Source organism: Pantoea sp. BJ2 (assembly GCF_040255075.1).
Classification (GTDB): Bacteria; Pseudomonadota; Gammaproteobacteria; order Enterobacterales; family Enterobacteriaceae; genus Pantoea; species Pantoea leporis.
In genome coordinates this window covers 3260889-3283865 of record NZ_CP158292.1, presented here as the reverse complement: position 1 = coordinate 3283865, position 22977 = coordinate 3260889, and the positions used below count along the sequence as shown (strand labels likewise).

Annotated in this window: 18 protein-coding genes; 13 read left to right on the top strand and 5 right to left on the bottom strand. The window is 56.3% G+C overall.

Annotation, left to right across the window (positions count from 1 at the left end; genetic code table 11):
* Nucleotides 1-244: 244 nt before the first annotated feature.
* The 3 genes from xni to queF form a co-directional block, all read right to left on the bottom strand.
* Nucleotides 245-1015: a flap endonuclease Xni gene (gene xni / locus AAF463_RS15215; RefSeq protein ID WP_350261033.1), complete on the bottom strand. Its 771-nt coding sequence runs from the start codon at nucleotides 1013-1015 to the stop codon at nucleotides 245-247.
* 38 nt (nucleotides 1016-1053) lie between these two features.
* A complete protein-coding gene (ppnN, locus tag AAF463_RS15210) occupies nucleotides 1054-2418 on the bottom strand; it encodes a nucleotide 5'-monophosphate nucleosidase PpnN (protein WP_350261032.1) in 1365 nt (454 codons plus the stop codon).
* Nucleotides 2419-2600: 182 nt separating this feature from the next.
* Complete coding sequence (gene queF, locus AAF463_RS15205; protein ID WP_350261031.1) at nucleotides 2601-3446, bottom strand: NADPH-dependent 7-cyano-7-deazaguanine reductase QueF; 846 nt, start codon at nucleotides 3444-3446, stop codon at nucleotides 2601-2603.
* Nucleotides 3447-3508: 62 nt separating this feature from the next.
* Between queF and syd the strand changes: the two genes are divergently transcribed.
* The 4 genes from syd (at nucleotide 3509) to AAF463_RS15185 (ending at nucleotide 6214) form a co-directional block, all read left to right on the top strand.
* A complete protein-coding gene (syd, locus tag AAF463_RS15200) occupies nucleotides 3509-4057 on the top strand; it encodes a SecY-interacting protein (RefSeq protein WP_192412009.1) in 549 nt (182 codons plus the stop codon).
* Between the two features lie 592 nt (nucleotides 4058-4649).
* Nucleotides 4650-4976, top strand: coding sequence for a YqcC family protein (locus AAF463_RS15195; RefSeq protein ID WP_350261030.1), 327 nt, complete (start codon nucleotides 4650-4652; stop codon nucleotides 4974-4976).
* The gene (truC, locus tag AAF463_RS15190; protein WP_350261029.1) at nucleotides 4976-5755 is read left to right on the top strand and encodes a tRNA pseudouridine(65) synthase TruC; all 780 of its coding nucleotides are present in this window, start codon (nucleotides 4976-4978) and stop codon (nucleotides 5753-5755) included. The genes AAF463_RS15195 and truC overlap by 1 nt, the downstream gene beginning before the upstream one ends.
* Before the next feature lie 12 nt (nucleotides 5756-5767).
* The gene (locus tag AAF463_RS15185; RefSeq protein WP_217549464.1) at nucleotides 5768-6214 is read left to right on the top strand and encodes a flavodoxin; all 447 of its coding nucleotides are present in this window, start codon (nucleotides 5768-5770) and stop codon (nucleotides 6212-6214) included.
* A 123-nt stretch (nucleotides 6215-6337) separates the two neighbouring features.
* On the opposite strand, the gene garD is transcribed toward AAF463_RS15185, so the two are convergent.
* Entirely contained in the window at nucleotides 6338-7897 is a 1560-nt protein-coding gene (gene garD / locus AAF463_RS15180; RefSeq protein ID WP_350261028.1) for a galactarate dehydratase, read from the bottom strand.
* A 509-nt stretch (nucleotides 7898-8406) separates the two neighbouring features.
* Here garD and AAF463_RS15175 point away from each other — a divergent pair.
* The 6 genes from AAF463_RS15175 (at nucleotide 8407) to AAF463_RS15150 (ending at nucleotide 15399) form a co-directional block, all read left to right on the top strand.
* Complete coding sequence (locus AAF463_RS15175; RefSeq protein ID WP_110868301.1) at nucleotides 8407-9753, top strand: MFS transporter; 1347 nt, start codon at nucleotides 8407-8409, stop codon at nucleotides 9751-9753.
* A 9-nt stretch (nucleotides 9754-9762) separates the two neighbouring features.
* Nucleotides 9763-11103: an enolase C-terminal domain-like protein gene (locus tag AAF463_RS15170; RefSeq protein ID WP_192236500.1), complete on the top strand. Its 1341-nt coding sequence runs from the start codon at nucleotides 9763-9765 to the stop codon at nucleotides 11101-11103.
* 16 nt (nucleotides 11104-11119) lie between these two features.
* The gene (gene gudD / locus AAF463_RS15165; RefSeq protein WP_101762586.1) at nucleotides 11120-12451 is read left to right on the top strand and encodes a glucarate dehydratase; all 1332 of its coding nucleotides are present in this window, start codon (nucleotides 11120-11122) and stop codon (nucleotides 12449-12451) included.
* 52 nt (nucleotides 12452-12503) lie between these two features.
* Nucleotides 12504-13271: a 2-dehydro-3-deoxyglucarate aldolase gene (gene garL / locus AAF463_RS15160; RefSeq protein WP_101762587.1), complete on the top strand. Its 768-nt coding sequence runs from the start codon at nucleotides 12504-12506 to the stop codon at nucleotides 13269-13271.
* Between the two features lie 19 nt (nucleotides 13272-13290).
* Entirely contained in the window at nucleotides 13291-14175 is an 885-nt protein-coding gene (gene garR / locus AAF463_RS15155; RefSeq protein ID WP_350261027.1) for a 2-hydroxy-3-oxopropionate reductase, read from the top strand.
* Between the two features lie 84 nt (nucleotides 14176-14259).
* A complete protein-coding gene (locus tag AAF463_RS15150) occupies nucleotides 14260-15399 on the top strand; it encodes a glycerate kinase (protein WP_192236501.1) in 1140 nt (379 codons plus the stop codon).
* 145 nt (nucleotides 15400-15544) lie between these two features.
* Here AAF463_RS15150 and barA read toward each other — a convergent pair whose 3' ends face one another.
* Nucleotides 15545-18274: a two-component sensor histidine kinase BarA gene (gene barA / locus AAF463_RS15145; protein ID WP_336768819.1), complete on the bottom strand. Its 2730-nt coding sequence runs from the start codon at nucleotides 18272-18274 to the stop codon at nucleotides 15545-15547.
* Between the two features lie 90 nt (nucleotides 18275-18364).
* On the opposite strand from barA, the gene rlmD reads away from it, so the two are divergent.
* The 3 genes from rlmD to mazG all read left to right on the top strand — a co-directional run bounded on the left by rlmD (nucleotide 18365) and on the right by mazG (nucleotide 22849).
* Nucleotides 18365-19681: a 23S rRNA (uracil(1939)-C(5))-methyltransferase RlmD gene (gene rlmD, locus AAF463_RS15140; protein ID WP_350261026.1), complete on the top strand. Its 1317-nt coding sequence runs from the start codon at nucleotides 18365-18367 to the stop codon at nucleotides 19679-19681.
* 32 nt (nucleotides 19682-19713) lie between these two features.
* Nucleotides 19714-21945 (top strand): GTP diphosphokinase, encoded by a 2232-nt coding sequence (gene relA / locus AAF463_RS15135; RefSeq protein WP_101762592.1) that lies wholly within the window; start codon nucleotides 19714-19716, stop codon nucleotides 21943-21945.
* 112 nt (nucleotides 21946-22057) lie between these two features.
* On the top strand, nucleotides 22058-22849 hold the full coding sequence (gene mazG, locus AAF463_RS15130; protein ID WP_350261025.1) for a nucleoside triphosphate pyrophosphohydrolase: 792 nt from the start codon (nucleotides 22058-22060) through the stop codon (nucleotides 22847-22849).
* The last annotated feature ends 128 nt before the right edge of the window (nucleotides 22850-22977 follow it).

Here is a 22977-nt window from a genome sequence, read left to right as displayed (position 1 = left end):
TACTTTGCGCTACAGCGGTCCTGCTTCATACTTTGCACTACAGCGGCGTTGGCTGCGTTTGCTCGCCCCGGTCACATACTGATGTATGCTCCCGGGGACTCGCGCACTTGCCGCCTTGCTGTAGCACAAATTATTTCGCAGGATGCCAGCTTTATACTTTGCACTACAGCGGCGTTGGCTGCGCTTGCTCGCCTTGCTGTAGCAAAAATTATTTCGCAGGATAACTGTTTTACACAGTCGCCATTTATGGCGACGACTGTTTCGTTTGAAATCTCAATGTATTGAGATTGCCTTGCAGTACCAAATCACGCTTTAACGTCGATACTTTGCGGCAAATTTCTGCCATTTCCCGCTGTTCCTGCAATTTTCCCTGCCATTTGCTCGGTACCTGGTCCCATTGCTGATAGATCGCATCCAGCGATCCAAACTGCATCAACAACTCGCGGGCGCTTTTCGGGCCAATGCCGGGCACGCCGGGAATTTTGCTGCTGCTGATACCACACAATCCCCAATAGTCGGGCAACTGCGCGGGCGTTACGCCAAACTCTTGCTCGATAAAAGGTACATCCAGCCAGCGCTTCTGGAAATAGTCGCGAATACGAATGTTAGGTGCCAGCAGCTGGCAATAACCTTTATCGGTAGAAACAATCGTTGCCTGATGACCAGCGTCCGCCATTTTCACCGCCAGCGTGGCGGCGAGATCGTCGGCTTCGTCTAAATCAGCCACCCAGCAGTTAACGCCTGCTGCGCGGAAGGCGTCCTGCAGCGCGGGCATCTCCAGATGCAAATCCTCCGGCATCGGCGGGCGACCCGCTTTGTAATCCGGCAATAGCTGATGGCGCCAACCGGGCTGACGCTCATGGCTATCAAACACCGCCACCACGTGCGTGGGTTGTGTATGTCCTAATAACTGATGCAAGGCGGCAACGCAGCTGTCGCGGCATGGCGAACCCTGAACAGCGTGCAGACGGCGAATCAGATTGAGTGCATCAATGATAAGAAGATGAAGCGACATAGCGATAGCGGCAGCCCGCAGGCTGCCTTCCTGATGGGTTATTTGATAATTTCGTAGCAAGGCGTGTAGGCGCTGCCCGGCAGCTTCATGCGCTGCTGTGCGACAAAACCTTGCAACAGTTCGTCCATGCGGTGCATGAGATTGGCATCGCCGTGCAGTTTGTACGGGCCTTTCTCGCGAATTTCACGAATTCCGATCTCTTTGACGTTACCCGCCACAATGCCGGAGAAGGCGCGACGCAGATCGGCTGCCAGCAGCTCGGCGGGCTGATCCAGGAACAGCTTCAGGTTTGCCATATTCTCGTGCGTCGGCAGGAAGGGCACTTGCAATTCGGGTGCGATACGAATCGACCAGTTGAAGCTGTAGGCATCGCCGGTTTCGCGGCGATACTCTTTCACCTGCGGCATGGCTTTCTTCATCAGACGCGCCACTTCAGCGGCATCATCAATGATAATTTTGTAGTGCTTGCGTGCGGCTTCGCCCAGCGTATTTACGATGAAATCATCCAGCACGCGGAAGTAGTCGGCGCTCTCTTTGGGTCCGGTCAGAATCAGCGGCAATACCTGATCGCTGTTGTGCGGATTCATTAAAATACCCAACAAATACAGCAGCTCTTCGGCTGTGCCCACGCCGCCAGGGAAGATCACGATACCGTGGGCGATACGCACAAAGGCTTCAAGGCGTTTTTCGATATCCGGCATGATGATCAGCTCATTGACCAGCGGATTCGGTGGTTCGGCGGCAATGATTGAGGGCTCAGTCAGGCCGATAAAACGGCTGTCATGATAGCGCTGCTGCGCATGTCCTACCGCCGCACCTTTCATCGGTGCTTCCATGACGCCAGGTCCGCAACCGGTACAGATGTTGAGTTCGCGCAGGCCCATTTGCGTGCCGACGTTGCGGCAATATTGGTATTCCACCGCATTGATTGAGTGGCCGCCCCAACACACCACGGTATTCGGATATTCGCCGATGTGCAGTGCACGCGCGTTACGCAGAATCGAAAACACCTGATTGGTGATATGCGCAGAGTCTTCCGGCTCCTCGTTCTGGTAGCGTTCTGTTGCCGCCAGTTGTCCGTTTACAAACAGAATGTCGCGCAGCACGGCAAACAAGTTTGCCTGCAGCGAACGAATAATCCGGCCATCAACAAATGCCTCTTCCGGCGGGTTAATCAGCTCCAGTTTCACACCGCGCTCACGGCGCAACACGTTGATGTCGAAGTTTTCAAAACGCGAAAGCAATTCCTGGCTGCTGTCGGTCTGGCTACCGGAGTTGAGTACCGCAAGAGAACAGTTACGAAACAGCTGATAAAGGTCGCTGCTAGCGGTGCGCTTCAGCATGTCGACTTCAAGCTGGGAGAGCAGATCCATCGAGCCAAGCGGGCTGATATGTGTAATCAAGAGAACTCCTTTACACGCAAATGCGTGGCTGATGACGCTGCGCTTAACTTATTAACGCAGCGACGAAAATCCCTGGTCGCGCATGCTTCGATCGCGCCTTCAACAGAGTAACGTTGTCCGCTGTGAATGCTCAAGGGGAACCGCGCATCCGTGCAGCGGCCTGCGAGGCGTCTCGCAAACTATTACTGGCGAACCAGGCGGGAAAATCCCGGAGAGAAGGGCACGTTACTGCGCCACGGATTGATATCCAGACCGCCGCGCCTGGTGTAACGTGCATAAACGCTCAGGGTTTCTGGCTGACAAAAGCGCTGAACGTCGTTGAAAATGCGCTCAACGCACTGCTCATGAAACTCATTATGCTGACGGAATGAGATGAGATAACGCAGCAGCGCTTCACGATTAATACGCGGGCCTTTGTAGCGAATCATCACCGAGCCCCAATCGGGCTGATTGGTAATTAAGCAGTTCGATTTCAGCAGATGGCTAACCAGCGTTTCTTCAACAATTTCACGGCCTGCAGCCTGCGCCAGATAATCCGCATTGAAGGCGTAATCGTGAATTTCGATATCCTGTTCATCAATCACTTCGCCACTGAAATGGCCGATCGGCTGGCCTTCCACTTCGCTGAGACGAAACAGCGCCACGCTGACCTGACCCTTCGCGCAGGCGCTGAGATCGCGCTCCAGCGTCTGGCGAACTTCGCCCCAGTCGGCGAAAACGCTCTGATTAAAACTGTTAAGATAGAGCTTGAAACTCTTCGACTCGATCAGGTTTTGGCTATCGGCGCGCAGTACCACTTCGCCCACTGCGACCTGCGGAACGCCTTTGCTGTTGAGCCAGGAGAGTTCGTAGAGCGTCCAGATATCTGCGCCAGTAAACGGCAGATTATCGGGATACAGCCCCAGCGGCTCACGGTTAAGGCTGCGCGGCACGGATTGCAGCAGCGTGTTATCGTAGCGATCAACATAAGCCGTGGGCTTACCTAAGGTCAGGGCGCTTAATGCCTGATCCCGGTTTTCAGAAGACATAACGGTTACCACTGAATTTCATCAAAGTGGTTAAGTGTAACCTAACACTTGCGAGAATATGAATGATGCAGCAAACCGTAGATGCTCTGCGTGAGTTTACCGCCCGCTACGTGGAACATTGGCAGCAACAAACCGGACATTTTCCCGCCAGCGCCGATCTGCTTGGCGTTCCCTCCGACTGCATTATCAGCACGCTGGATGACCGCGTGTTGTGGCAGCCGCAGCCGTTTACGTTACCGGCCACGCTTGAAGCGGTAGAGCGTGCGCTGGATCTGCAACTGCAACCAGAAATCAGTGCGTTTTACACCAGCCAGTTTGCAGGTGATATGACGGCAACCTTTGAACTGCAGCCGATTACCCTGCTGCAGGTATGGAGTGAAGCAGATTTCACTCGCCTGCAGGAAAACCTGATTGGTCACTTGGTTATGAAGCGCCGCTTAAGACAAGCGCCAACGCTGTTTATTGCCACCACCAACTCAGAGAATGATGTGATTGCGCTGTGCAATCTTACCGGCGAGGTCATTATTGAGGAGCCTGGCACTAAAAAGCGTGAAGTCCTGGCGACATCGGTTAAGACATTTCTTAATGCTTTACAACCGGTTACTCAGTGATTTGCAGATTTTTAGGCTGCGCTTTGTGAGAGATCTCTCACGTTAGGTGTGAGAGATCGCTAGATCATTGCGCAGACTTGCGGAAGCCCTAAATGTAAAAATATTGTGAATCATGAACTTATGGCATCAATCTGAAAATTAAGACAGGACTTAATCCATTAACGCTTCTTACTGGCTTGTTATTGCGATGGTTTCTGGGAGAATAGTCACCACTGGCAGGATGCTGGGGATTAAGAGACGTTCAGGAGAATGTCAGCCATGAGGCGGGAACGTAACGGAGTTTACGGCACACGGAAGGCTTTAGGACGAAGCAGGACAATCAGGATTGAGTATAAAGGACACCTCCAGGACGGAGAATGAGAGCCACGCGGAACGTGGCGGGCCAGGATGCTAAGGACCAATGTCATGATGACAAGCGACGGAAAGCGCAGGAAAAGTTGTCATGGATGAGCAGGGAGCACAGCAGTAGCTGGAATGCTGCAAACGAAAACCGGGAGCACTGTAATCACAGTGCTCCCTTTTTTTATGCCATTTTTACGCCGGGCGTGACTGATGGTATGCTTGCCGCCCAATTTTTCTCTGGAGGTGGCGCATGTCGTCGCAAATGATTTTTCAGCGCCTGCAGCAGGTCGAAGCGGTGATGCGTGAACACGGCCATTGGCAGTCACAATCCCCCGAGGCGGGCGCCTTCGCCAGTACCGAACCTTTCTGTCTTGATACCATGGAGCCGCTGCAATGGCTGCAATGGGTGTTCATGCCACGTTTTTATGCGCTGCTCGAAAGCGGCGCGTCGTTACCGCAGAATTTTGCCATCGCTCCCTATTATGAAGTCTCATTGCCAGCCGACACGCCGGGCTATGCGGTGCTATTGCTGACGCTCAGCAAGTTTGATGCGCTGTTCCAGGAACCTTCCGCCTGATGCTCGAAATCCTTTATCAAGATGCGTGGCTGGTCGCGGTGAATAAGCCGGCCGGTTGGCTGGTGCATCGCAGCTGGCTCGATCGCAATGAAAAAGTGGTGGTGATGCAAACGGTGCGCGATCAGATTGGCCAGCATGTGTTTACTGTGCACCGCCTCGATCGCCCAACGTCCGGCGTGTTGCTGATGGCCTTATCGAGTGAAGTCGCCCATTTACTGGCGCAGCAGTTTGAACAGCATCAGATGCAGAAAACCTATCATGCGGTGCTGCGCGGCTGGCTGGAAGGCGGCGCGACGCTGGATTATCCGCTGGTGGAAGAGCTGGATAAGATTGCCGACAAATTTGCCACCCAGGAACCTGTTGCCCAACCGGCGGTAACGGATTATCGGGCGCTGGCACACGTTGAGATGCCGGTCGCCATCAGCCGCTATAACACCGCGCGCTATACGCTGGTGGAGATGGCGCCGCACACCGGGCGTAAACATCAGCTGCGTCGCCACATGGTGCATCTGCGTCATCCGATTATTGGCGACAGCGCGCACGGCGATCTGCGCCAGAATCGCGGTGCGGCGGCACATTTTGGCCTCAATCGCCTGATGCTGCACGCCAGCGCGCTCAGCTTTACCCATCCCGTTACCGGCGAGGCCATAGTGATTCGCGCCGGGTTGGATCGCGTCTGGCAGCAGATGCTTGAGCAGTTTGGCTGGCAGGATCAGATCCCTGATGTTCCCAGGGTTGAGTTTGCCAATGATGCAGTCCAGGATAAGCCGACAGAATAAAGGAGCGGCAAGATGGTAAAGATTGGCATTTTTACAGGTACGGTTTACGGCAATGCGCTGCTGGTAGCTGAAGAAGCACAGACGGTGCTGGAAGAGCAGGGCCACGACGTGAAGGTGTTTGAAGATCCGTCGATGGCGGATTGGCAGGCATACAGCCAGGATGTGGTGCTGATTGTCACCTCAACCACCGGTCAGGGCGACTTCCCGGATAACATTGCCCGCCTGTATGTTGCAGTGCGCGATCAGCTGGGTTATCAACCAGAATTGCGTTATGGCGTGATTGGCTTGGGTGACAGCAGCTATGACAATTTCTGCCGTGCAGCTAAAACCTTTGATGCCACCTTGCAGGAGCAGAGCGCGCAGCGCATCGGCGAGGTGCTGTTGGTGGATGCGACGGAAGATCCGGAGCCCGAATCAGTGACCTCACCGTGGGTGGAGAGCTGGGGTAAGTTGCTGTAAGGACTTTTCCCTCACCCTAACCCTCTCCCGCCAGCGGGAGAGGGAATATTTAGAGGATGCAGCCCGCACGGTTTGTTCCCTCTCCCGCGAAGTGGGAGAGGGCCAGGGTGAGGGCAATAGCCATCACGTTACCGGCGCCGGATTAAACACCGCCAGCTGATTACGAATCCCCCAACGATCCGACCATGTCTGCTTGCGCCCGCTGGCAATCTCCAGAATCAACTCAAACAGTCGCCAACCGACCTGTTCAATACTCTCTTCGCCCGTTGCAATGGTTCCGGCATTAATATCCATCAAATCATGCCAGCGTTCGGCCAGGGCATTGCGCGTTGCCATCTTGATTACCGGAATGGCGGCCAAACCGTAAGGTGTGCCGCGCCCGGTAGTGAACACCTGCAAGGTAATGCCCGATGCCATCTGCTGCGTGCCACACACGAAATCGCTGGCTGGTGTGGCCGCATAAATCAGCCCGCGTTTGGTGGGGCGCTGTCCTGGCGATAACACTTCAACAATCGGGCTGCGACCTGACTTGGCAATCGAACCCAGCGCTTTCTCCACCACATTCGCCAGCCCGCCTTTTTTGTTGCCCGGCGAGGGATTGGCGCTGCGATCGGTTTGGCCCTGGCTAAGATAATCGTCATACCACGCCATCTCTTCCAGCAGCCGTTTGCCGACCGCTTCATCCACCACGCGCGGCGTCAGCAGATGGATAGCATCCCGCACTTCGGTCACTTCCGAGAACATCACCGTCGCACCGCAGCGCACCAGTAAATCAGAAGCAAATCCCACGGCGGGGTTCGCCGTTACACCCGAGAAAGCGTCGCTGCCGCCGCACTGCGTGCCGATCACCAATTCCGATGCTGGACAGGTTTCGCGCTGACGTTGATTAAGCTTTTTCAAATGGCGTTCGGCGACCTGCAGGATTTCATCCACCATCGCGCCGAAGCCCACCAGCCGCTCATCCTGCAATCGCACAATGTCGTTGTCATCCAGCGAAATGGCCTGCACATCCGGTGTGCCGGTCAGCAGACGTTCGGGCTGTAACTTCTCGCAGCCGAGGCTGACGATCATCACTTCGCCACCAAAATTGGGATTCAGCGCCAGGTTATGAATGGTGCGAATCGGCACCACCGCGGCGGGCGCATTGATTGCCACGCCGCAACCGTACAGATGATTCAGCGCCACCACGCCATCGACATTGGGATAACGCGGCAGCAAATCACGCTCAATGATCTGCACTACATAATCCACCACGCCCGCCACGCAGTGAACGCTGGTGGTGATGCCGAGCAGGTTGCGCGTGCCCACGCTGCCATCTGCGTTGCGATAGCCTTCGAAGGTATAACCTTCCAGCGGCGGCAGCGCGGGCGGCACATTGTTTGCCAACGGCAAACTGTTGAGTGGCGGCGCTTCGGGCAGCGCTACCCGTGATTCTTCAATCCAGCTACCTTGTGGGATGGGGCGCAGCGCGTAGCCAATCACTTCACCGTAGCGCAGGATCGCGCCTGCTTGCGGGATATCGCTGAGCGCGACTTTATGTCCCTGTGGCACATGCTCAGTCAGTTGCAGTCCGTCGTCGAACCGGGTGCCAGACGGTAATCCCTGATTGTTGACCACGATCGCCACGTTATCGGCATCGTGCACTTTGATATAGAGCGGTTTTTCTGTCAGAGGACGGTTCATTGCTCACCTTCCAGTTCGTCGCACCGTACGTAGCAGCGCGGTTTAAAATACGTCCATCACGTCATCGTTTTTTGCCAGCCTCAGTATATGCAGGGGTATTTGCCGTATGCATTGTGCAACTGACTGGCTTTAAGGAGATTTATCAGGGGAATTTGGTTCGTTTATCCAAACACAAGTGAAGGGACTCACAAACTGCCGTTGTCCTGTACGTTAACCAGGCAAAATCAGGGAGCAAAAAAGCGTTCCGTGAGCCACGCCGCAGCGTTATGTGCAGATGCCATAAAATCATTCTCTTTCACCCTTAATCCTCATGCGTTCTTCCAGTGTTTCGCCGCCAGGCTGTTCCTATACTGATTCTCGTTCTTCAACGTTAGGTTATTCGTCACGACGCATCATCGTATTGCCAAATATAAAAATCGCCGTGTTTAACCCGACTTCATTCTGATACCCAACGCGATGTGTATGCAGTCAGAGTGGATGTAGCGTTCGCTATATTTCAGGAGTGCATCATGAATAGTTTCAGCCAGACAGCGGAAGCGGTGCAAAAGCGCACCAATGCCCGTTACTGGATTGTGGTGATGTTATTTATCGTCACCTCGTTCAACTACGGTGACCGCGCAACCATTTCGATTGCCGGTTCGGCGATGTCCAAAGAGATCGGCCTTGATTCGGTCGGCCTTGGCTATATCTTCTCCGCCTTTTCCTGGGCGTACGTGATTGGGCAGATTCCGGGCGGCTGGCTGCTCGACCGCTTCGGCTCAAAACGCGTCTACTTCTGGAGCATCTTCCTCTGGTCGCTGTTTACCTTGCTGCAAGGCTTCGTCGATCTGTTCAGCGGTTTTGGCATTATCATTTCGCTGTTCCTGTTGCGCTTCCTGGTCGGCCTGGCTGAAGCGCCATCCTTCCCCGGCAATAGCCGCATTGTTGCGGCCTGGTTCCCGGCACAGGAGCGCGGCACCGCCGTCGCAATCTTTAACTCGGCGCAATACTTTGCCACGGTAATCTTCGCGCCGATCATGGGTTGGCTGGTCTCCGAAGTGGGCTGGGCGCACGTGTTCTGGTTCATGGGCGGATTGGGCATCATCCTCAGCTTTATCTGGCTGAAAGTGATCCACGATCCCACCGATCATCCGGGCGTTAACAAAGCCGAGCTGGAGTACATGGAGCAGGGCGGCGCGCTGATCAACATGGACGTCAAAAAGGATGCCCGCAAAGTGAGCTGGAGCGAGAAGTGGTTCCAGATCAAACAGCTACTGACCTCACGCATGATGCTGGGCATCTATCTCGGCCAATACTGCGTCAACGCCTTAACCTACTTCTTTATTACCTGGTTCCCGGTGTATCTGGTGCAGGCGCGCGGCATGTCGATTCTGAAGGCCGGCTTTATTGCTTCGATTCCTGCGGTGTGTGGCTTCCTCGGCGGCGTATTGGGCGGCGTGATTTCTGATTACCTGATGCGTAAAACCGGTTCGCTGAACATCGCGCGTAAAACGCCCATTGTGCTCGGTATGCTGCTCTCCATCTCGATGGTGATGTGTAACTACACCGACACGGAATGGGTGGTGGTGTTCTTTATGGCGCTGGCATTCTTCGGCAAAGGCATTGGTGCGCTGGGTTGGGCGGTGATGGCAGATACCGCACCGAAAGAGATCAGCGGTTTGAGCGGTGGCTTGTTCAACATGTTCGGTAACTTCTCCGGCATCGTCACGCCAATTGCCATCGGTTACATCATCGCCACCAGCGGATCCTTCGAGGGCGCGCTGATTTATGTCGGTATCCATGCCTTTGTCGCCGCATTTAGTTTCCTGGTGATTGCCGGCGATATCAAACGCGTTGAACTGAAAACCAGGCCATAAGGACGGAATATGACTACGCAAAGCACGCCGGTCATCACCGATATGCAGGTGATTCCGGTTGCCGGTTACGACAGCATGCTGCTCAACATCGGTGGCGCGCACAGCGCCTGCTTCACCCGCAATATCGTGGTGCTCACGGATAGCGCGGGACACACCGGCGTCGGTGAAGCGCCGGGCGGGGAAACCATCTACCAAACGCTGGTTGAGGCGATTCCGCAGGTAAAAGGTCAGCAGGTTGCCCGCATGAATCGTCTGGTGCAGCAGGTGCACAAAGGCAATCAGTCGGCGGATTTCGATACCTTCGGCAAGGGCGCGTGGACCTTCGAGCTGCGCGTCAATGCGGTGGCCGCGCTGGAAGCGGCGCTACTGGATTTACTCGGCCAATGTCTCGGCGTGCCGGTGGCGGAACTGCTCGGTCCGGGCCAGCAGCGCGATGAGGTCACGGTGCTCGGCTATCTGTTCTATCTCGGCGATCGTCGCAAAACCGATTTGCCGTATCTGACCGGCGAAAATGCTAGCCACGACTGGTATCACTTGCGTCATCAGGAGGCGCTGACGCCGGAATCTGTGGTGCGTCTGGCGGAAGCGGCGCAGGACAAATATGGCTTCAAAGATTTCAAACTCAAAGGCGGCGTGCTGCCGGGCGAGCAGGAGATTGAGTCGGCGGCGGCGCTAAAAAAACGCTTCCCCGATGCGCGCATCACCGTCGATCCCAACGGTGCCTGGACGCTGGATGAAGCCATTCGCTTGTGTAAAGGCATGGGCGATGTGCTGACCTACGCCGAAGATCCGTGCGGTGCCGAGCAGGGCTATTCCGGCCGCGAAGTCATGGCCGAATTCCGCCGTGCGACGGGGTTGCCGGTCGCCACCAACATGATCGCCACCAACTGGCGCGAGATGAACCACGCGGTGATGCTCAATGCCGTCGACATCCCGCTGGCCGATCCGCACTTCTGGACGCTGAGCGGCGCAGTGCGCGTGGCGCAGCTGTGTGATGACTGGGGGCTGACGTGGGGCTGTCACTCCAATAACCACTTCGATATTTCACTGGCGATGTTCACCCACGTTGGCGCCGCTGCGCCGGGTAAACCCACCGCGATTGATACGCACTGGATTTGGCAGGAGGGCGATCAGCGCCTGACCAAAGAGCCGCTGCAGATCCGCAACGGCAAAATCGCCGTGCCGGATAAGCCGGGCCTCGGCGTCGAGCTGGATTGGGATCGCCTGCATCAGGCCAACGCGTTATACAAATCACTGCCGGCGGGCGCACGTAATGACGCCACCGCGATGCAGTATCTGGTTCCCAATTGGGCATTCGACCGCAAGCGTCCAGCCTTTGGTCGCGGCTAAGTTTAAGGAGCAGGAAATGAGTCAGACACCGAAAATAACATCGCTGCAGGTCATTCCGGTGGCCGGTCACGACAGCATGTTGCTTAACCTGAGTGGCGCGCATTCGCCGTTCTTTACCCGCAACATCGTCATCATTAAAGACAATGCCGGACACACCGGCGTCGGTGAGATTCCGGGCGGCGAAAAGATTCGTCAGACGCTGGAGGATGCGGCGGCGCTGGTGGTGCAGAAAACCGTTGGCGAATACAAGAACATCCTCAACCTGGTGCGCAGCACCTTTGCTGACCGCGATTCCAGCGGACGCGGCAACCAAACCTTTGATTTGCGTACCACCATTCACGTGGTTACTGGCATCGAAGCGGCGCTGCTCGATCTGCTGGGACAGCATTTAGGCGTGAACGTCGCCTCGTTGCTCGGCGATGGTCAGCAGCGCGACCGGGTAGAAATGCTCGGCTATCTGTTCTATGTCGGCGATCGCAAGAAAACGTCGCTGCCGTATCAGAGCCAGGAAAATGACAAATGTGATTGGTATCGCCTGCGCCACGAAGAAGCGCTGACGCCGGATAAGGTGGTGCGCCTGGCGGAAGCGGCCTATGAAAAATATGGCTTTAACGATTTCAAACTGAAAGGCGGCGTGCTGCGCGGTGGCGAAGAGGCCGAAGCGGTGACGGCGCTGGCGAAGCGCTTCCCGCAGGCGCGTGTGACGCTTGATCCTAACGGCGCCTGGTCGCTCAACGAGGCGATTCTGCTCGGTAAGCAGCTGAAAGGTGTGCTGGCCTATGCGGAAGATCCGTGCGGTGCTGAGCAGGGCTATTCCGGTCGCGAAGTGATGGCGGAATTCCGCCGCGCCACCGGCATGCCGACCGCCACCAACATGATCGCCACCGACTGGCGTCAAATGGGCCACACGCTGTCGCTGCAGTCGGTCGATATCCCGCTGGCCGATCCGCACTTCTGGACGATGCAGGGTTCGGTACGCGTGGCGCAGATGTGTCACGACTTCGGCCTGACGTGGGGCTCGCACTCTAACAACCACTTCGACATTTCACTGGCGATGTTTACCCACGTTGCCGCCGCCGCACCGGGTGCGATTACCGCCATCGATACCCACTGGATTTGGCAGGAAGGCAATCAGCGCCTGACTAAAGAGCCGCTACAGATTAAAGGCGGCATGGTGCAGGTGCCGCAAAAACCGGGTCTCGGCGTCGAGCTGGATATGGATCAGGTGATGCAAGCCAACGCGCTGTATCAGAAACACGGTTTAGGCGCGCGCGACGATGCGCAAGCCATGCAGTTCCTCGTACCGAACTGGACCTTTGATAACAAGCGTCCGTGCCTGGTGCGCTAACTTTTCCGGCTCCCCGCGCGGGAGCCTGCTGTAACCGACAGGAGTGAAGACAATGAGCAATGCCTGGCCGAACCCTTTTCGTCGCCGTTTGCTGGCAGGAGAAACCCTGATTGGCAGCTGGTGCGCGCTGGCTAATCCTCTTACCACTGAAGTGCTGGGCCTGGCGGGCTTTGACTGGCTGGTGCTGGATGGCGAACACGCGCCGAATGACATCACCACCTTTGTGCCGCAACTGATGGCACTGAAGGGCAGCCACAGTGCGCCGGTGGTGCGTCCGCCGTGCAACGAACCGATCATCATTAAGCGCTTGCTGGATATCGGCTTCTACAACTTCCTGGTGCCATTTGTGGAGACCGAGGAAGAAGCGATTCGCGCGGTCGCGTCTACTCGCTATCCACCGGCGGGCATTCGCGGTGTGTCGGTTTCACACCGCAGCAACATGTACGGCACGCTGCCGGATTACAACAGCACCATTAACGACAACATCACGGTGCTGGTGCAGATCGAAACGCAACAGGCGGTGGACAACATTGATGCTATCGCCGCAGTGGAGGGTGTCGATGGCATCTTCGTTGGGCCGGGCGATCTCTCGGCAGCGCTCGGCTATCTGGGCCAGCCTGCGCATCCCGAAGTATTGAAAGTGATTAAACACGTCTTCGAACGCGCCAAAGCGGCGGGGAAACCGAGCGGCATTCTGGCGCCGGTGGAAGCCGATGCGCGCCGCTATCTGGAGTGGGGCGCCAGCTTTGTGGCGGTAGGCAGCGATCTGGGTGTGTTCCGTAACGCCACGCAGGCGCTGTGTGACAAATTTAAAAAATAACTGACTGAGAGGAAAGGCAATGAAAATTGGATTTATCGGCCTCGGCATCATGGGCAAACCGATGAGTAAAAACCTGGTGAAAGCCGGTTATTCGCTGGTGGTGCGCGACCATAATGTTAGTAACGAAGCAGAGTTGGTGGAGCTGGGCGCCATCGTGGCGAAGACGCCAAAAGAGGTGGCTGAACAGGTGGATGTGTTGATCACCATGGTACCGAACTCGCCACAGGTTAAAGAGGTGTGCCTCGGCGCTAACGGCCTCATCGAAGGCGCGAAGCCGGGCCTGATTGTTATCGACATGAGTTCCATTGCGCCGTTGGCCAGCCGCGAAGTGCATGATGCGCTGGCGGCGAAAGGCATCAAAATGCTCGATGCGCCAGTCAGCGGCGGCGAGCCGAAAGCGATTGAAGGCACGCTGTCGGTGATGGTGGGCGGCGATAAAGCGGTGTTTGATCAGTGCTACGACATCATGAAAGCGATGGCGGGTTCGGTGGTCCACACCGGTGACATTGGTGCGGGGAATGTGACCAAGCTAGCGAACCAGGTGATTGTGGCGCTTAACATCGCGGCGATGTCAGAAGCGCTGTCGCTGGCGACCAAAGCGGGCGTTAATCCTGAGCTGGTTTATCAGGCGATTCGTGGTGGTCTGGCAGGCAGCACCGTGCTGGATGCCAAAGCGCCGATGGTGCTGGATCGTAACTTCAAACCGGGCTTCCGCATCGATCTGCATATCAAAGATCTGGCCAATGCGCTGGATACCTCGCACGAGATCGGTGCGCATCTGCCGCTGACTGCCGCAGTGATGGAGATGATGCAGGCGCTGAAAGTGGATGGACAGGGCACTTCCGACCATAGCGCGCTGGCCTGCTATTATGAAAAATTAGCGAAAGTTGAGATCACCCGGTAGTGCAATCGTCCGGCGTCTACGGATGTCGGGCGGCTCGCTGCCTTCGCAGGACGGATGTCCGTCATCAACCGCGCTGGATTGCCTATGAAAATTGTCATCGCACCGGATTCATATAAAGAGAGTTTATCCGCCCTGGAAGTGGCTTCGGCGATTGAAGCGGGATTCCGCGAGATCTTTCCCGAAGCTGAGTACGTGAAAATACCGGTTGCCGACGGTGGTGAAGGCACGGTTGAAGCGATGGTGGCGGCAACGCAGGGAAACATTGTCCGGCTGACGGTTACTGGACCGCTCGGCAAGCCAGTGGAGGCGTTCTACGGTTTGTCAGGTGATGAGCGTACCGCATTTATCGAAATGGCGGCAGCCAGCGGGCTGGAGTTAGTGCCCGCGGCACAGCGCGATCCGCTGATTACCACCTCGTTCGGCACCGGCGAGCTGATCAAAGATGCGCTCGATCGCGGTGTCGATCACTTCATTATCGGCATTGGCGGCAGCGCCACCAATGATGGCGGTTCCGGCATGATGCAAGCGCTGGGCGCACAACTGCTGGATGAGCACGGCAAGCAAATCGCCTACGGCGGCGGCGCATTACCGCAGCTGGCGCGCATCGATATCGAACAGCTGGATACGCGTATTAAGCAGTGTCGCTTTGAAGTCGCCTGCGATGTCAGCAATCCGCTCACCGGTGATAAGGGCGCTTCGGCGATCTTCGGTCCGCAGAAAGGCGCGACGCCGGAACTGGTGCAGCAGCTGGACAAAGCACTGGAACATTACGCCACCCTGATTCATCGCGATCTGGATATTGATGTTTTACACATTGATGGCGGCGGCGCGGCGGGCGGCATGGGCGCGGCGCTGCATGCGTTTTGTCAGGCCGAGTTACGCAGCGGCATTGAAATTGTCACTGAAGCATTGGGCCTGGCCGAGCAGGTGAAAGATGCCGATCTGGTGATTACCGGCGAAGGGCGCATTGATAGTCAAAGCATTAATGGCAAGGTGCCGATTGGTGTGGCAAAGGTCGCGAAGCAGTTTAATAAACCGGTGATTGGCATTGCCGGAAGTTTAACCGCGGATGTCGGCGTGGTGCACCAACATGGGCTGGATGCGGTGTTCAGCGTGCTGTTTAGCATCTGCTCATTGGATGACGCGCTGGCCAACGCGGCGCAGAACGTGCGCCTGACGGCGCGCAATGTGGCGGCGGTGATAAAGCTGGGGAAAGGGAGATAGTTTTCCCTCACCCTAATCCTCTCCCAGAGGGGGAGGGAACCGATCGGAGCGATGGAATAAGTTTGCACGTAACTTCAGCATGCTCAGGGCAACTCCCTCGCCCGCTTGCGGGAGAGGGCTGGGGTGAGGGGAAAACCGCACCGCACTAACCCAACGCCAATAACTTCCTCGCTTCACGCGCCACGTTCGCCATCTCATCACTCAACTCCAGCAGCTCCGGCTCCAGCGCGTCGATATCGCTCTCCTGATGTAAACTCTTCTCCAGCTGCTGACACAGCTGCTTCAGGCGCGGCACGCCGCTGTAGCTGGCGCTGCCGTGCAGCTTGTGGATAATCTCGCGCAATCCCACCACATCATTGCTCGCCATGGCACTCTCTACGCGCTCTTCCACTTCCGGCAGGAAATCGAGCAGCATTTGCAGCAAATCGCGGGCTAAATCGGGTTTATTGGCGGCCTGACGTAGCGCCAGCGTCCAGTCCAGCGACGGCGCCACGTGCGGCTGTTGCGGCTGTGGCATGACCCGGTTCGGCGCGTAACGCTGCAGCAGCTGGCTCAGTTTGTCCTCATCAATCGGCTTCGCCAGATAGTCATTCATGCCAGCGTTGATGAGCTGCGCACGTTCGCCATCCAGCGCATGCGCAGTAACGGCGACAATCGGTGTGGTGGCGTGCAGCGGCAGGCTGCGGATGATTTCGCTGGCGCGGATGCCATCGATATCCGGCATCTGAATGTCCATCAGAATCACGTCCAGCTTGTGCAGGCGCGCCTGGCGAATCGCCTGCTCGGCGTTATCACACAGAATGATGTGCTGCACCTGCTCCTCCAGCAGCGCGCCAATCAGTTTCAGATTGGCGGGATTGTCATCCACCGCCATTACCGTCAGCGGCTGACGTGCACCACGCGGCAGCGCATCGCTTTGCCAGTCATGTAAGTCCAGCAGCATCGGCAGCAAGCGCGTCAACGAAACCGGTTTGGCGATACACCCGGCAATGCCGCGCGCCCGTAAGTCATCGGCAAACAGCATCATTTCACTCGGCAGCGCCAGCAGCACCGAATCGGCGCGCGCATGCAGACGTTTAATCAATGCATCCGGCAACGTCGCAGGATGCGGCTCGGTGACCGGCAAACCCATCAGCAGCAGCGGGAAGTGCGTCTCGGGCATCTCTTCCAGGCTGGAGAAGTGCTGCACCTGCAGCGGCGTGATGCTTAGCATCTCCTGCACCGCTTTTGCCACCGCTGGATGTGGCTCGATATACGCCAGCGGCGTGGCGCGCAAATCGTCCAACATGCGCGGAATGGCTGGCGCATTGGGATTGAGATCGAGATGAACGTGCACCCAGAAGGTCGAACCCTGATTCGGGCGGCTGTGGAAGGCAATTTCGCCGCCCATTTCGCTCACCAGTTTCTGCGTGATCACCAACCCTAAACCGGTGCCGCCATGACGGCGCGTAATGCTGGCATCGGCCTGACGAAACGCCTGGAATAGCTGCGACTGCTGCTGTTCAGAGATACCGATGCCGGTGTCATGCACCTGAATCTCCAGCTCGACGCGCGTAGTGTTGATGCTGCGCAGCTCAACGCGCAAATCGATATGACCGTGCTCGGTGAATTTAATCGCGTTACCAATCAGGTTAATCATGATCTGCTGCAGGCGCAGCGGGTCGCCAATCACATTATCCGGCACCTGTTTTTCCAGGCACACGGTAATTTCCAGCCCTTTGTCATGGGCAGATGGCGCCAGCAGCACCAGCGTTTCATCCAGCGTGGCGCGCAGCGGGAACGGGATCGACTCCAGCACCAGCTTGCCGGCTTCCAGTTTCGAGAAATCGAGCACGTCGTTAATGATGCTCAGCAGGTTATTCGCCGAACGCTCGATGGTGCTCATGTAGTCGCGCTGGTTGGTGCTCAGCCCGGTTTTTAGCATCTGACGGGTAAAGCCAATTACGCCGTTCAGCGGCGTACGCAGCTCATGCGACATGTTGGCGAGGAATTCCGATTTGATGCGCGCCGCTTCCTGCGCGCGCTTCTTCGCCAGATCCAGCTCGACGTTCTGAATCTCCAGCTGCTCCAGCGTTTCACGCAGATCGTAAGTCGCCTGATCGATGTTTTGCTGCATCTCTTCGTGATAGGCGGTGAGCGACATCGCCATGGCGTTGATGCCGTTTTTCAGAATGCTCAGCTCGCCCAGCATGTAACCATCGACGCGGCTGTCCAGCTGGCCACGACGAATGCGGTCCACGGTGGTAACCATATTGCGAATGGGACCGGTGACGTCGCGCATCAGGCGATAGGCAAACAGCATGGCGATGCACAGGCAGAACAGCAGCAGCAGCGTGGCGACAAATACTTCTTTGTACTGCTCCAGCCGCACTGATTGCAGATCCAGTTCGATCGCCACATAACCCAGCGGATTCCCGGCTGGTTTGGCATCTTCGCCCGGCAGCTCATCCACCGAATAGCGTTCAGAGATAATCGGCGTGCGCAGAATCATAATTGTGCCTTGCCGCTCCACCGAGACGCCATCTTCCAGCGTGGAGATGTCCTCTTTTTGCAGCAGCGCCAGATTCTGATTGTTATTCGAGGTGACGTAGACGTGATTGTTGTTGTCGAAAATGGTGATGGCACGGACAATATCGGAGTGGCGGCGATGCAGCAGACTAACTAACTCGCGAATCGCATCGCGGTTGTGCCACGTCATGCCGTATTCACTGGAGACCGCCAGCGGTTCGATGATGTTCGCTCCCGCGTCGTGCACCTGATGCTGTAATTCGTTGTAGCGGTGCACCACAAAGAAGGTACTGAGCAGCAGACCAATCATCAGCGTTGGCGCCAGTATCAGAATCATCATTCGCGCCCGCAGGCTGTATTTGGTCATAATTGTGGCCTGGCGACTCCTGGCATTTTTTCCCTGTGCAAGCACGGTTATTGGCTGCACACCCAATTAACGTAGAGATTTCACAATACTATGGCGCAATTTTACTCCGCAAAACAGCGTGTGACGACGAAGGCTCGCATATCCGTCACCATTGAAGACCTCGATCCTTTCGGACAAGGTGTTGCGCGCCATAAAGGCAAGGCGATGTTTGTTAGCGGCGCGCTGCCCGGTGAACAGGCGGAAGTGACGGTGTTCGAGGATAAAAGCAAATACGCACGCGCCAAAGCCAATAAGATCATTAATCCCAGCCCACAGCGGGAAACACCGCGCTGCGTCCATTTTGGCGTGTGCGGCGGCTGCCAGCAGCAACATGCTTCGGTGGCTTTGCAGCAGGAGAGTAAAGCGCGCGCATTAAGCCGCATGTTAAGCCGCGAAGCGCCGCTGCCGGTGAAGGTCGATGAGATCATCAGCGGCAGCGCGTGGGGCTACCGTCGCCGGGCGCGTTTAGGATTGCAGTGGCAGCCAAAACAGCTGCGTTTGCAAATGGGGTTCCGTCAGGCCGCCAGCAACGATCTGGTTGAACTGAAGCAATGCCCGGTTTTGGTGCCCGAACTTGAAGCGTTGCTGCAGCCGCTGCACCAGTGCCTCAGCGATTTACAGGCAGTTAAACGGTTAGGCCACGTAGAATTGGTGCTGGCGGATAATGGCCCGCTGATGGTGCTGCGTCATCTTGATGCATTATCTGCCGGCGACCGCGCAAAACTGGAACGCTTTTCGCATGAGCAGCAACTGTCGCTCTATCTGGCTGATGGCAGTGAAAGTTTGCAGGCGCTGAATGCGCGCGAACCTTTTTATCACTCGTTGAATTTGCCGCTATCCTTTAGCCCGCAGAATTTTATTCAGGTCAACGATGGTGTGAATCAGCAGATGGTCGCAAAAGCCATTGAATGGCTGGATTTGCAGCCAGAGGATCGTGTGCTGGATTTGTTCTGCGGCATGGGAAACTTTACCTTGCCATTAGGAAAGTTCGTACAAAATGTTGTAGGTGTGGAGGGCGTTGCAGCATTAGTGCAGCAGGCAGCGTATAATGCTGAGCAGACTAATCTCAAGAATGTTCGCTTTTTCCAGCATAACCTGGAGGAAGATGTATCGCGTCAGCCGTGGGCGACGCAGGGATTTAACAAGGTGTTACTGGATCCAGCGCGTGCTGGGGCCGCGGGCGTAATGGCGCATGTGGTTAAACTTGCGCCGCAACGTGTGGTCTATGTTTCCTGTAACCCTACAACGCTGGCGCGTGACAGTCAGACATTGCTGTCAGCGGGCTACCATTTGGAAAGGGTCGCGATGCTGGATATGTTCCCCCATACCAGTCATCTCGAATCCATGGTGCTGTTTAGCAAAGCATAAGCGATGTCCACATCGCTGTGGCAGGAGAGGATATGGTTGCGGTTAGAAGTGCGCATTTAAATACGGCGGGCGAATTTGCCCTCGACCAGTGGATCGCCAGTTTGAGTATCAACAATCCGCAATCCTGTCAGCGACTGGCGGATGCGTGGCGCTACTGTGAAGCCGAAACGCACAACCATCCTGATCAAGCTCTGCTGCTGTGGCGCGGTATTGAGATGGTGGAAATTCTCACCATGCTCAGCATGGACATTGACAGCCTGCGCGCGGCGCTGCTGTTCCCGCTCGCCAACGCCGATGTGGTGAGCGAAGAGGATCTCGAAAAAGCTTTTGGCAAAGAGATTGTGATGTTGGTGCACGGCGTGCGCGACATGGATGCCATTCGCCAGCTGAAAGCGATTCACAACGATTCGATGGCCTCCGAGCAGGTGGATAACGTGCGCCGCATGCTGCTGGCGATGGTGGAAGATTTTCGCTGCGTGGTTATCAAGCTGGCGGAACGTATCGCCCATCTGCGAGAAATGAAAGACGCGCCAGAAGATGAGCGCGTGCTCGCGGCGAAAGAGAGCACCAATATCTACGCGCCGCTGGCCAACCGCTTGGGTATCGGTCAGCTCAAATGGGAGCTGGAAGATTACTGCTTCCGCTATCTGCATCCCGATGAATACAAACGCATTGCTAAGCTGCTGCATGAACGCCGTATTGACCGCGAAGGCTATATTGAAAGCTTCGTTGCCAACCTGCGTGCCGAGATGCAGAAAGAGGGCGTGCGTGCTGAAGTGTATGGTCGTCCGAAACACATCTACAGCATCTGGCGCAAGATGCAGAAGAAGTCATTAGCGTTCGATGAGCTGTTTGACGTGCGCGCGGTGCGTATCGTGGCGGAACGGCTGCAGGATTGCTACGGCGCGCTTGGTACGGTGCATACGTTGTTTCGCCATCTGCCGAGTGAGTTTGACGACTACGTTGCCAATCCCAAGCCTAACGGCTATCAATCGATTCATACCGTGGTGCTGGGTCCGCAGGGCAAAACGGTGGAAATCCAGATTCGTACGCGCCAGATGCATGAAGATGCCGAGCTGGGCGTCGCCGCACACTGGAAGTACAAAGAAGGTCCAACCTCCAGCAACGCGCGCGGCGCGGCAGGACATGAAGGGCGCATCGCCTGGCTGCGTAAGCTGATTAGCTGGCAGGAAGAGATGGCTGATTCCGGCGAGATGCTGGAAGAGGTGCGCAGCCAGGTATTCGACGACCGCGTGTATGTGTTTACCCCGAAAGGTGACGTGGTCGATCTGCCGGCGGGATCAACGCCGCTCGACTTCGCCTACCATATTCACAGCGATATCGGCCACCGCTGCATTGGCGCCAAAATCAGCGGGCGCATCGTGCCGTTTACCTATCAGTTGCAGATGGGCGATCAGATTGAAGTGATCACCCAGAAACAGCCAAACCCAAGCCGCGACTGGCTGAACCCGAACCTCGGCTATATCACCACCAGCCGCGGACGCTCGAAAATTCACGCCTGGTTCCGCAAACAGGATCGTGACAAAAATATCATTGCTGGCCGTCAGATCCTCGAAAGCGAGCTAAATCAGATGGATATCAGCATGCGCGAAGCGGAAAAACTGCTGCTGCCGCGCTATAACGTCAGTTCGCAGGATGAGCTGCTGGCGATGATTGGCGGCGGCGATATTCGCCTCAATCAGATGGTGAATTTCCTGCAGGGCAAGCTCAACAAGCCGAGCGCCGAAGAGGAAGATCGCGAGGCGCTGCGCCTGCTGACGCAGAAGTCACATGCGCCGTCCGCGCGCAAAGAGAGCGGTCGCGTGGTGGTGGAAGGCGTGGGCAATCTGCTCCACCACATCGCCCGCTGCTGCCAGCCGATTCCTGGCGACGATATCGTGGGCTTTATCACCCAGGGGCGCGGCATCTCGATTCACCGCGCCGACTGCGACCAGTTAACCGAGCTGATTTCGCACGCACCGGAACGTATCGTTGATGCGGTGTGGGGCGAGGATTACTCCAGCGGTTATTCGCTGGTGGTACGCGTTACCGCCAACGATCGTAGCGGCCTGCTACGCGATATCACCACCATTCTGGCTAACGAGAAGGTCAATGTGCTCGGCGTCTCCAGCCGCAGTGACACCAAAAAGCAGCTGGCGACCATTGATATGGATATTGAGATCTATAACCAGCAAGTGCTTGGCCGCGTGCTGGCACGTCTCAATCAGGTGCCGGATATTATCGACGCGCGCCGTTTGCATTGATTCAGAGCCGTTTGTCCCCCATCCCGATCTTCCCCCGTTCGCGGGGGAAGAAGACGCTGCCGTATTTGTAACCGGCGCAGTCTCTCCCAAAATTTTCCCAAAGGATCCTTTCATGACGCCCTTAAATCGCCTGCTCACCATCATGCAAACCTTGCGCGACCCGGAGCGCGGCTGCCCGTGGGATCGTCAGCAAACCTTCGCCTCGATCGCGCCTTACACGCTGGAAGAAACCTACGAAGTGATCGATGCCATCCAGCGTGAAGATTTTGCCGATCTGCGCGGTGAACTTGGCGATCTGCTGTTTCAGGTGGTGTTCTACGCGCAGATGGCCGATGAGCAGCAGCGCTTTAATTTCGATGACATCTGCAACGCCATCAGCGACAAACTTGAGCGCCGTCATCCGCACATTTTTGGCGATGTTCAGGCTGCAACCAGCGAAGAAGTGCTGAAAAACTGGGAAGCCATCAAGCACAGCGAACGCGCAGAAAAATCGCAGCACTCGGCGCTGGACGACATTCCTAAAGCGCTGCCGGCATTGATGCGCGCGCACAAAATTCAGAAGCGTTGCAGCTCGGTGGGCTTCGACTGGAACAATCTCGGCCCGGTGCTGGATAAAGTGCATGAAGAGATCGATGAGGTGATGCACGAAGCGCAGCAAGCGGTGGTGGATAACGCCAGGCTGGAAGAGGAAATCGGGGATTTGCTGTTCGCGACCGTCAATTTGTCGCGCCATTTAGGCAGCAAAGCGGAAGTCGCCTTGCAAAAAGCCAACGATAAATTTGAGCGCCGCTTCCGTGAAGTTGAAGCCATCATCGCCTCACAAGGGTTAGCCATGAGCGATGCGACCCTGGAGCAAATGGAAGCCGCCTGGCAGCAGGTGAAAGTGAGCGAGAACAAACAGTAAGCGAATCTGGCGATTATTCCAGCGCTGCGCATAAATTCGCCGCTTGAGCTTACTCGATTCAGCCTTGCGGCGACTTTGTGACGTACATCAACATTTCGCACTATGCTATCCGCTATGTTACCGGCTTA

Coding starts and splice junctions, on each gene's coding strand:
- xni (WP_350261033.1), bottom strand. CDS start 1,015: ATGTCGCTTCATCTTCTTATCATTGATGCACTCAATCTGATTCGCCGT.
- queF (WP_350261031.1), bottom strand. CDS start 3,446: ATGTCTTCTGAAAACCGGGATCAGGCATTAAGCGCCCTGACCTTAGGT.
- syd (WP_192412009.1), top strand. CDS start 3,509: ATGATGCAGCAAACCGTAGATGCTCTGCGTGAGTTTACCGCCCGCTAC.
- AAF463_RS15195 (WP_350261030.1), top strand. CDS start 4,650: ATGTCGTCGCAAATGATTTTTCAGCGCCTGCAGCAGGTCGAAGCGGTG.
- truC (WP_350261029.1), top strand. CDS start 4,976: ATGCTCGAAATCCTTTATCAAGATGCGTGGCTGGTCGCGGTGAATAAG.
- AAF463_RS15185 (WP_217549464.1), top strand. CDS start 5,768: ATGGTAAAGATTGGCATTTTTACAGGTACGGTTTACGGCAATGCGCTG.
- garD (WP_350261028.1), bottom strand. CDS start 7,897: ATGAACCGTCCTCTGACAGAAAAACCGCTCTATATCAAAGTGCACGAT.
- AAF463_RS15175 (WP_110868301.1), top strand. CDS start 8,407: ATGAATAGTTTCAGCCAGACAGCGGAAGCGGTGCAAAAGCGCACCAAT.
- AAF463_RS15170 (WP_192236500.1), top strand. CDS start 9,763: ATGACTACGCAAAGCACGCCGGTCATCACCGATATGCAGGTGATTCCG.
- gudD (WP_101762586.1), top strand. CDS start 11,120: ATGAGTCAGACACCGAAAATAACATCGCTGCAGGTCATTCCGGTGGCC.
- garL (WP_101762587.1), top strand. CDS start 12,504: ATGAGCAATGCCTGGCCGAACCCTTTTCGTCGCCGTTTGCTGGCAGGA.
- garR (WP_350261027.1), top strand. CDS start 13,291: ATGAAAATTGGATTTATCGGCCTCGGCATCATGGGCAAACCGATGAGT.
- AAF463_RS15150 (WP_192236501.1), top strand. CDS start 14,260: ATGAAAATTGTCATCGCACCGGATTCATATAAAGAGAGTTTATCCGCC.
- barA (WP_336768819.1), bottom strand. CDS start 18,274: ATGACCAAATACAGCCTGCGGGCGCGAATGATGATTCTGATACTGGCG.
- rlmD (WP_350261026.1), top strand. CDS start 18,365: ATGGCGCAATTTTACTCCGCAAAACAGCGTGTGACGACGAAGGCTCGC.
- relA (WP_101762592.1), top strand. CDS start 19,714: ATGGTTGCGGTTAGAAGTGCGCATTTAAATACGGCGGGCGAATTTGCC.
- mazG (WP_350261025.1), top strand. CDS start 22,058: ATGACGCCCTTAAATCGCCTGCTCACCATCATGCAAACCTTGCGCGAC.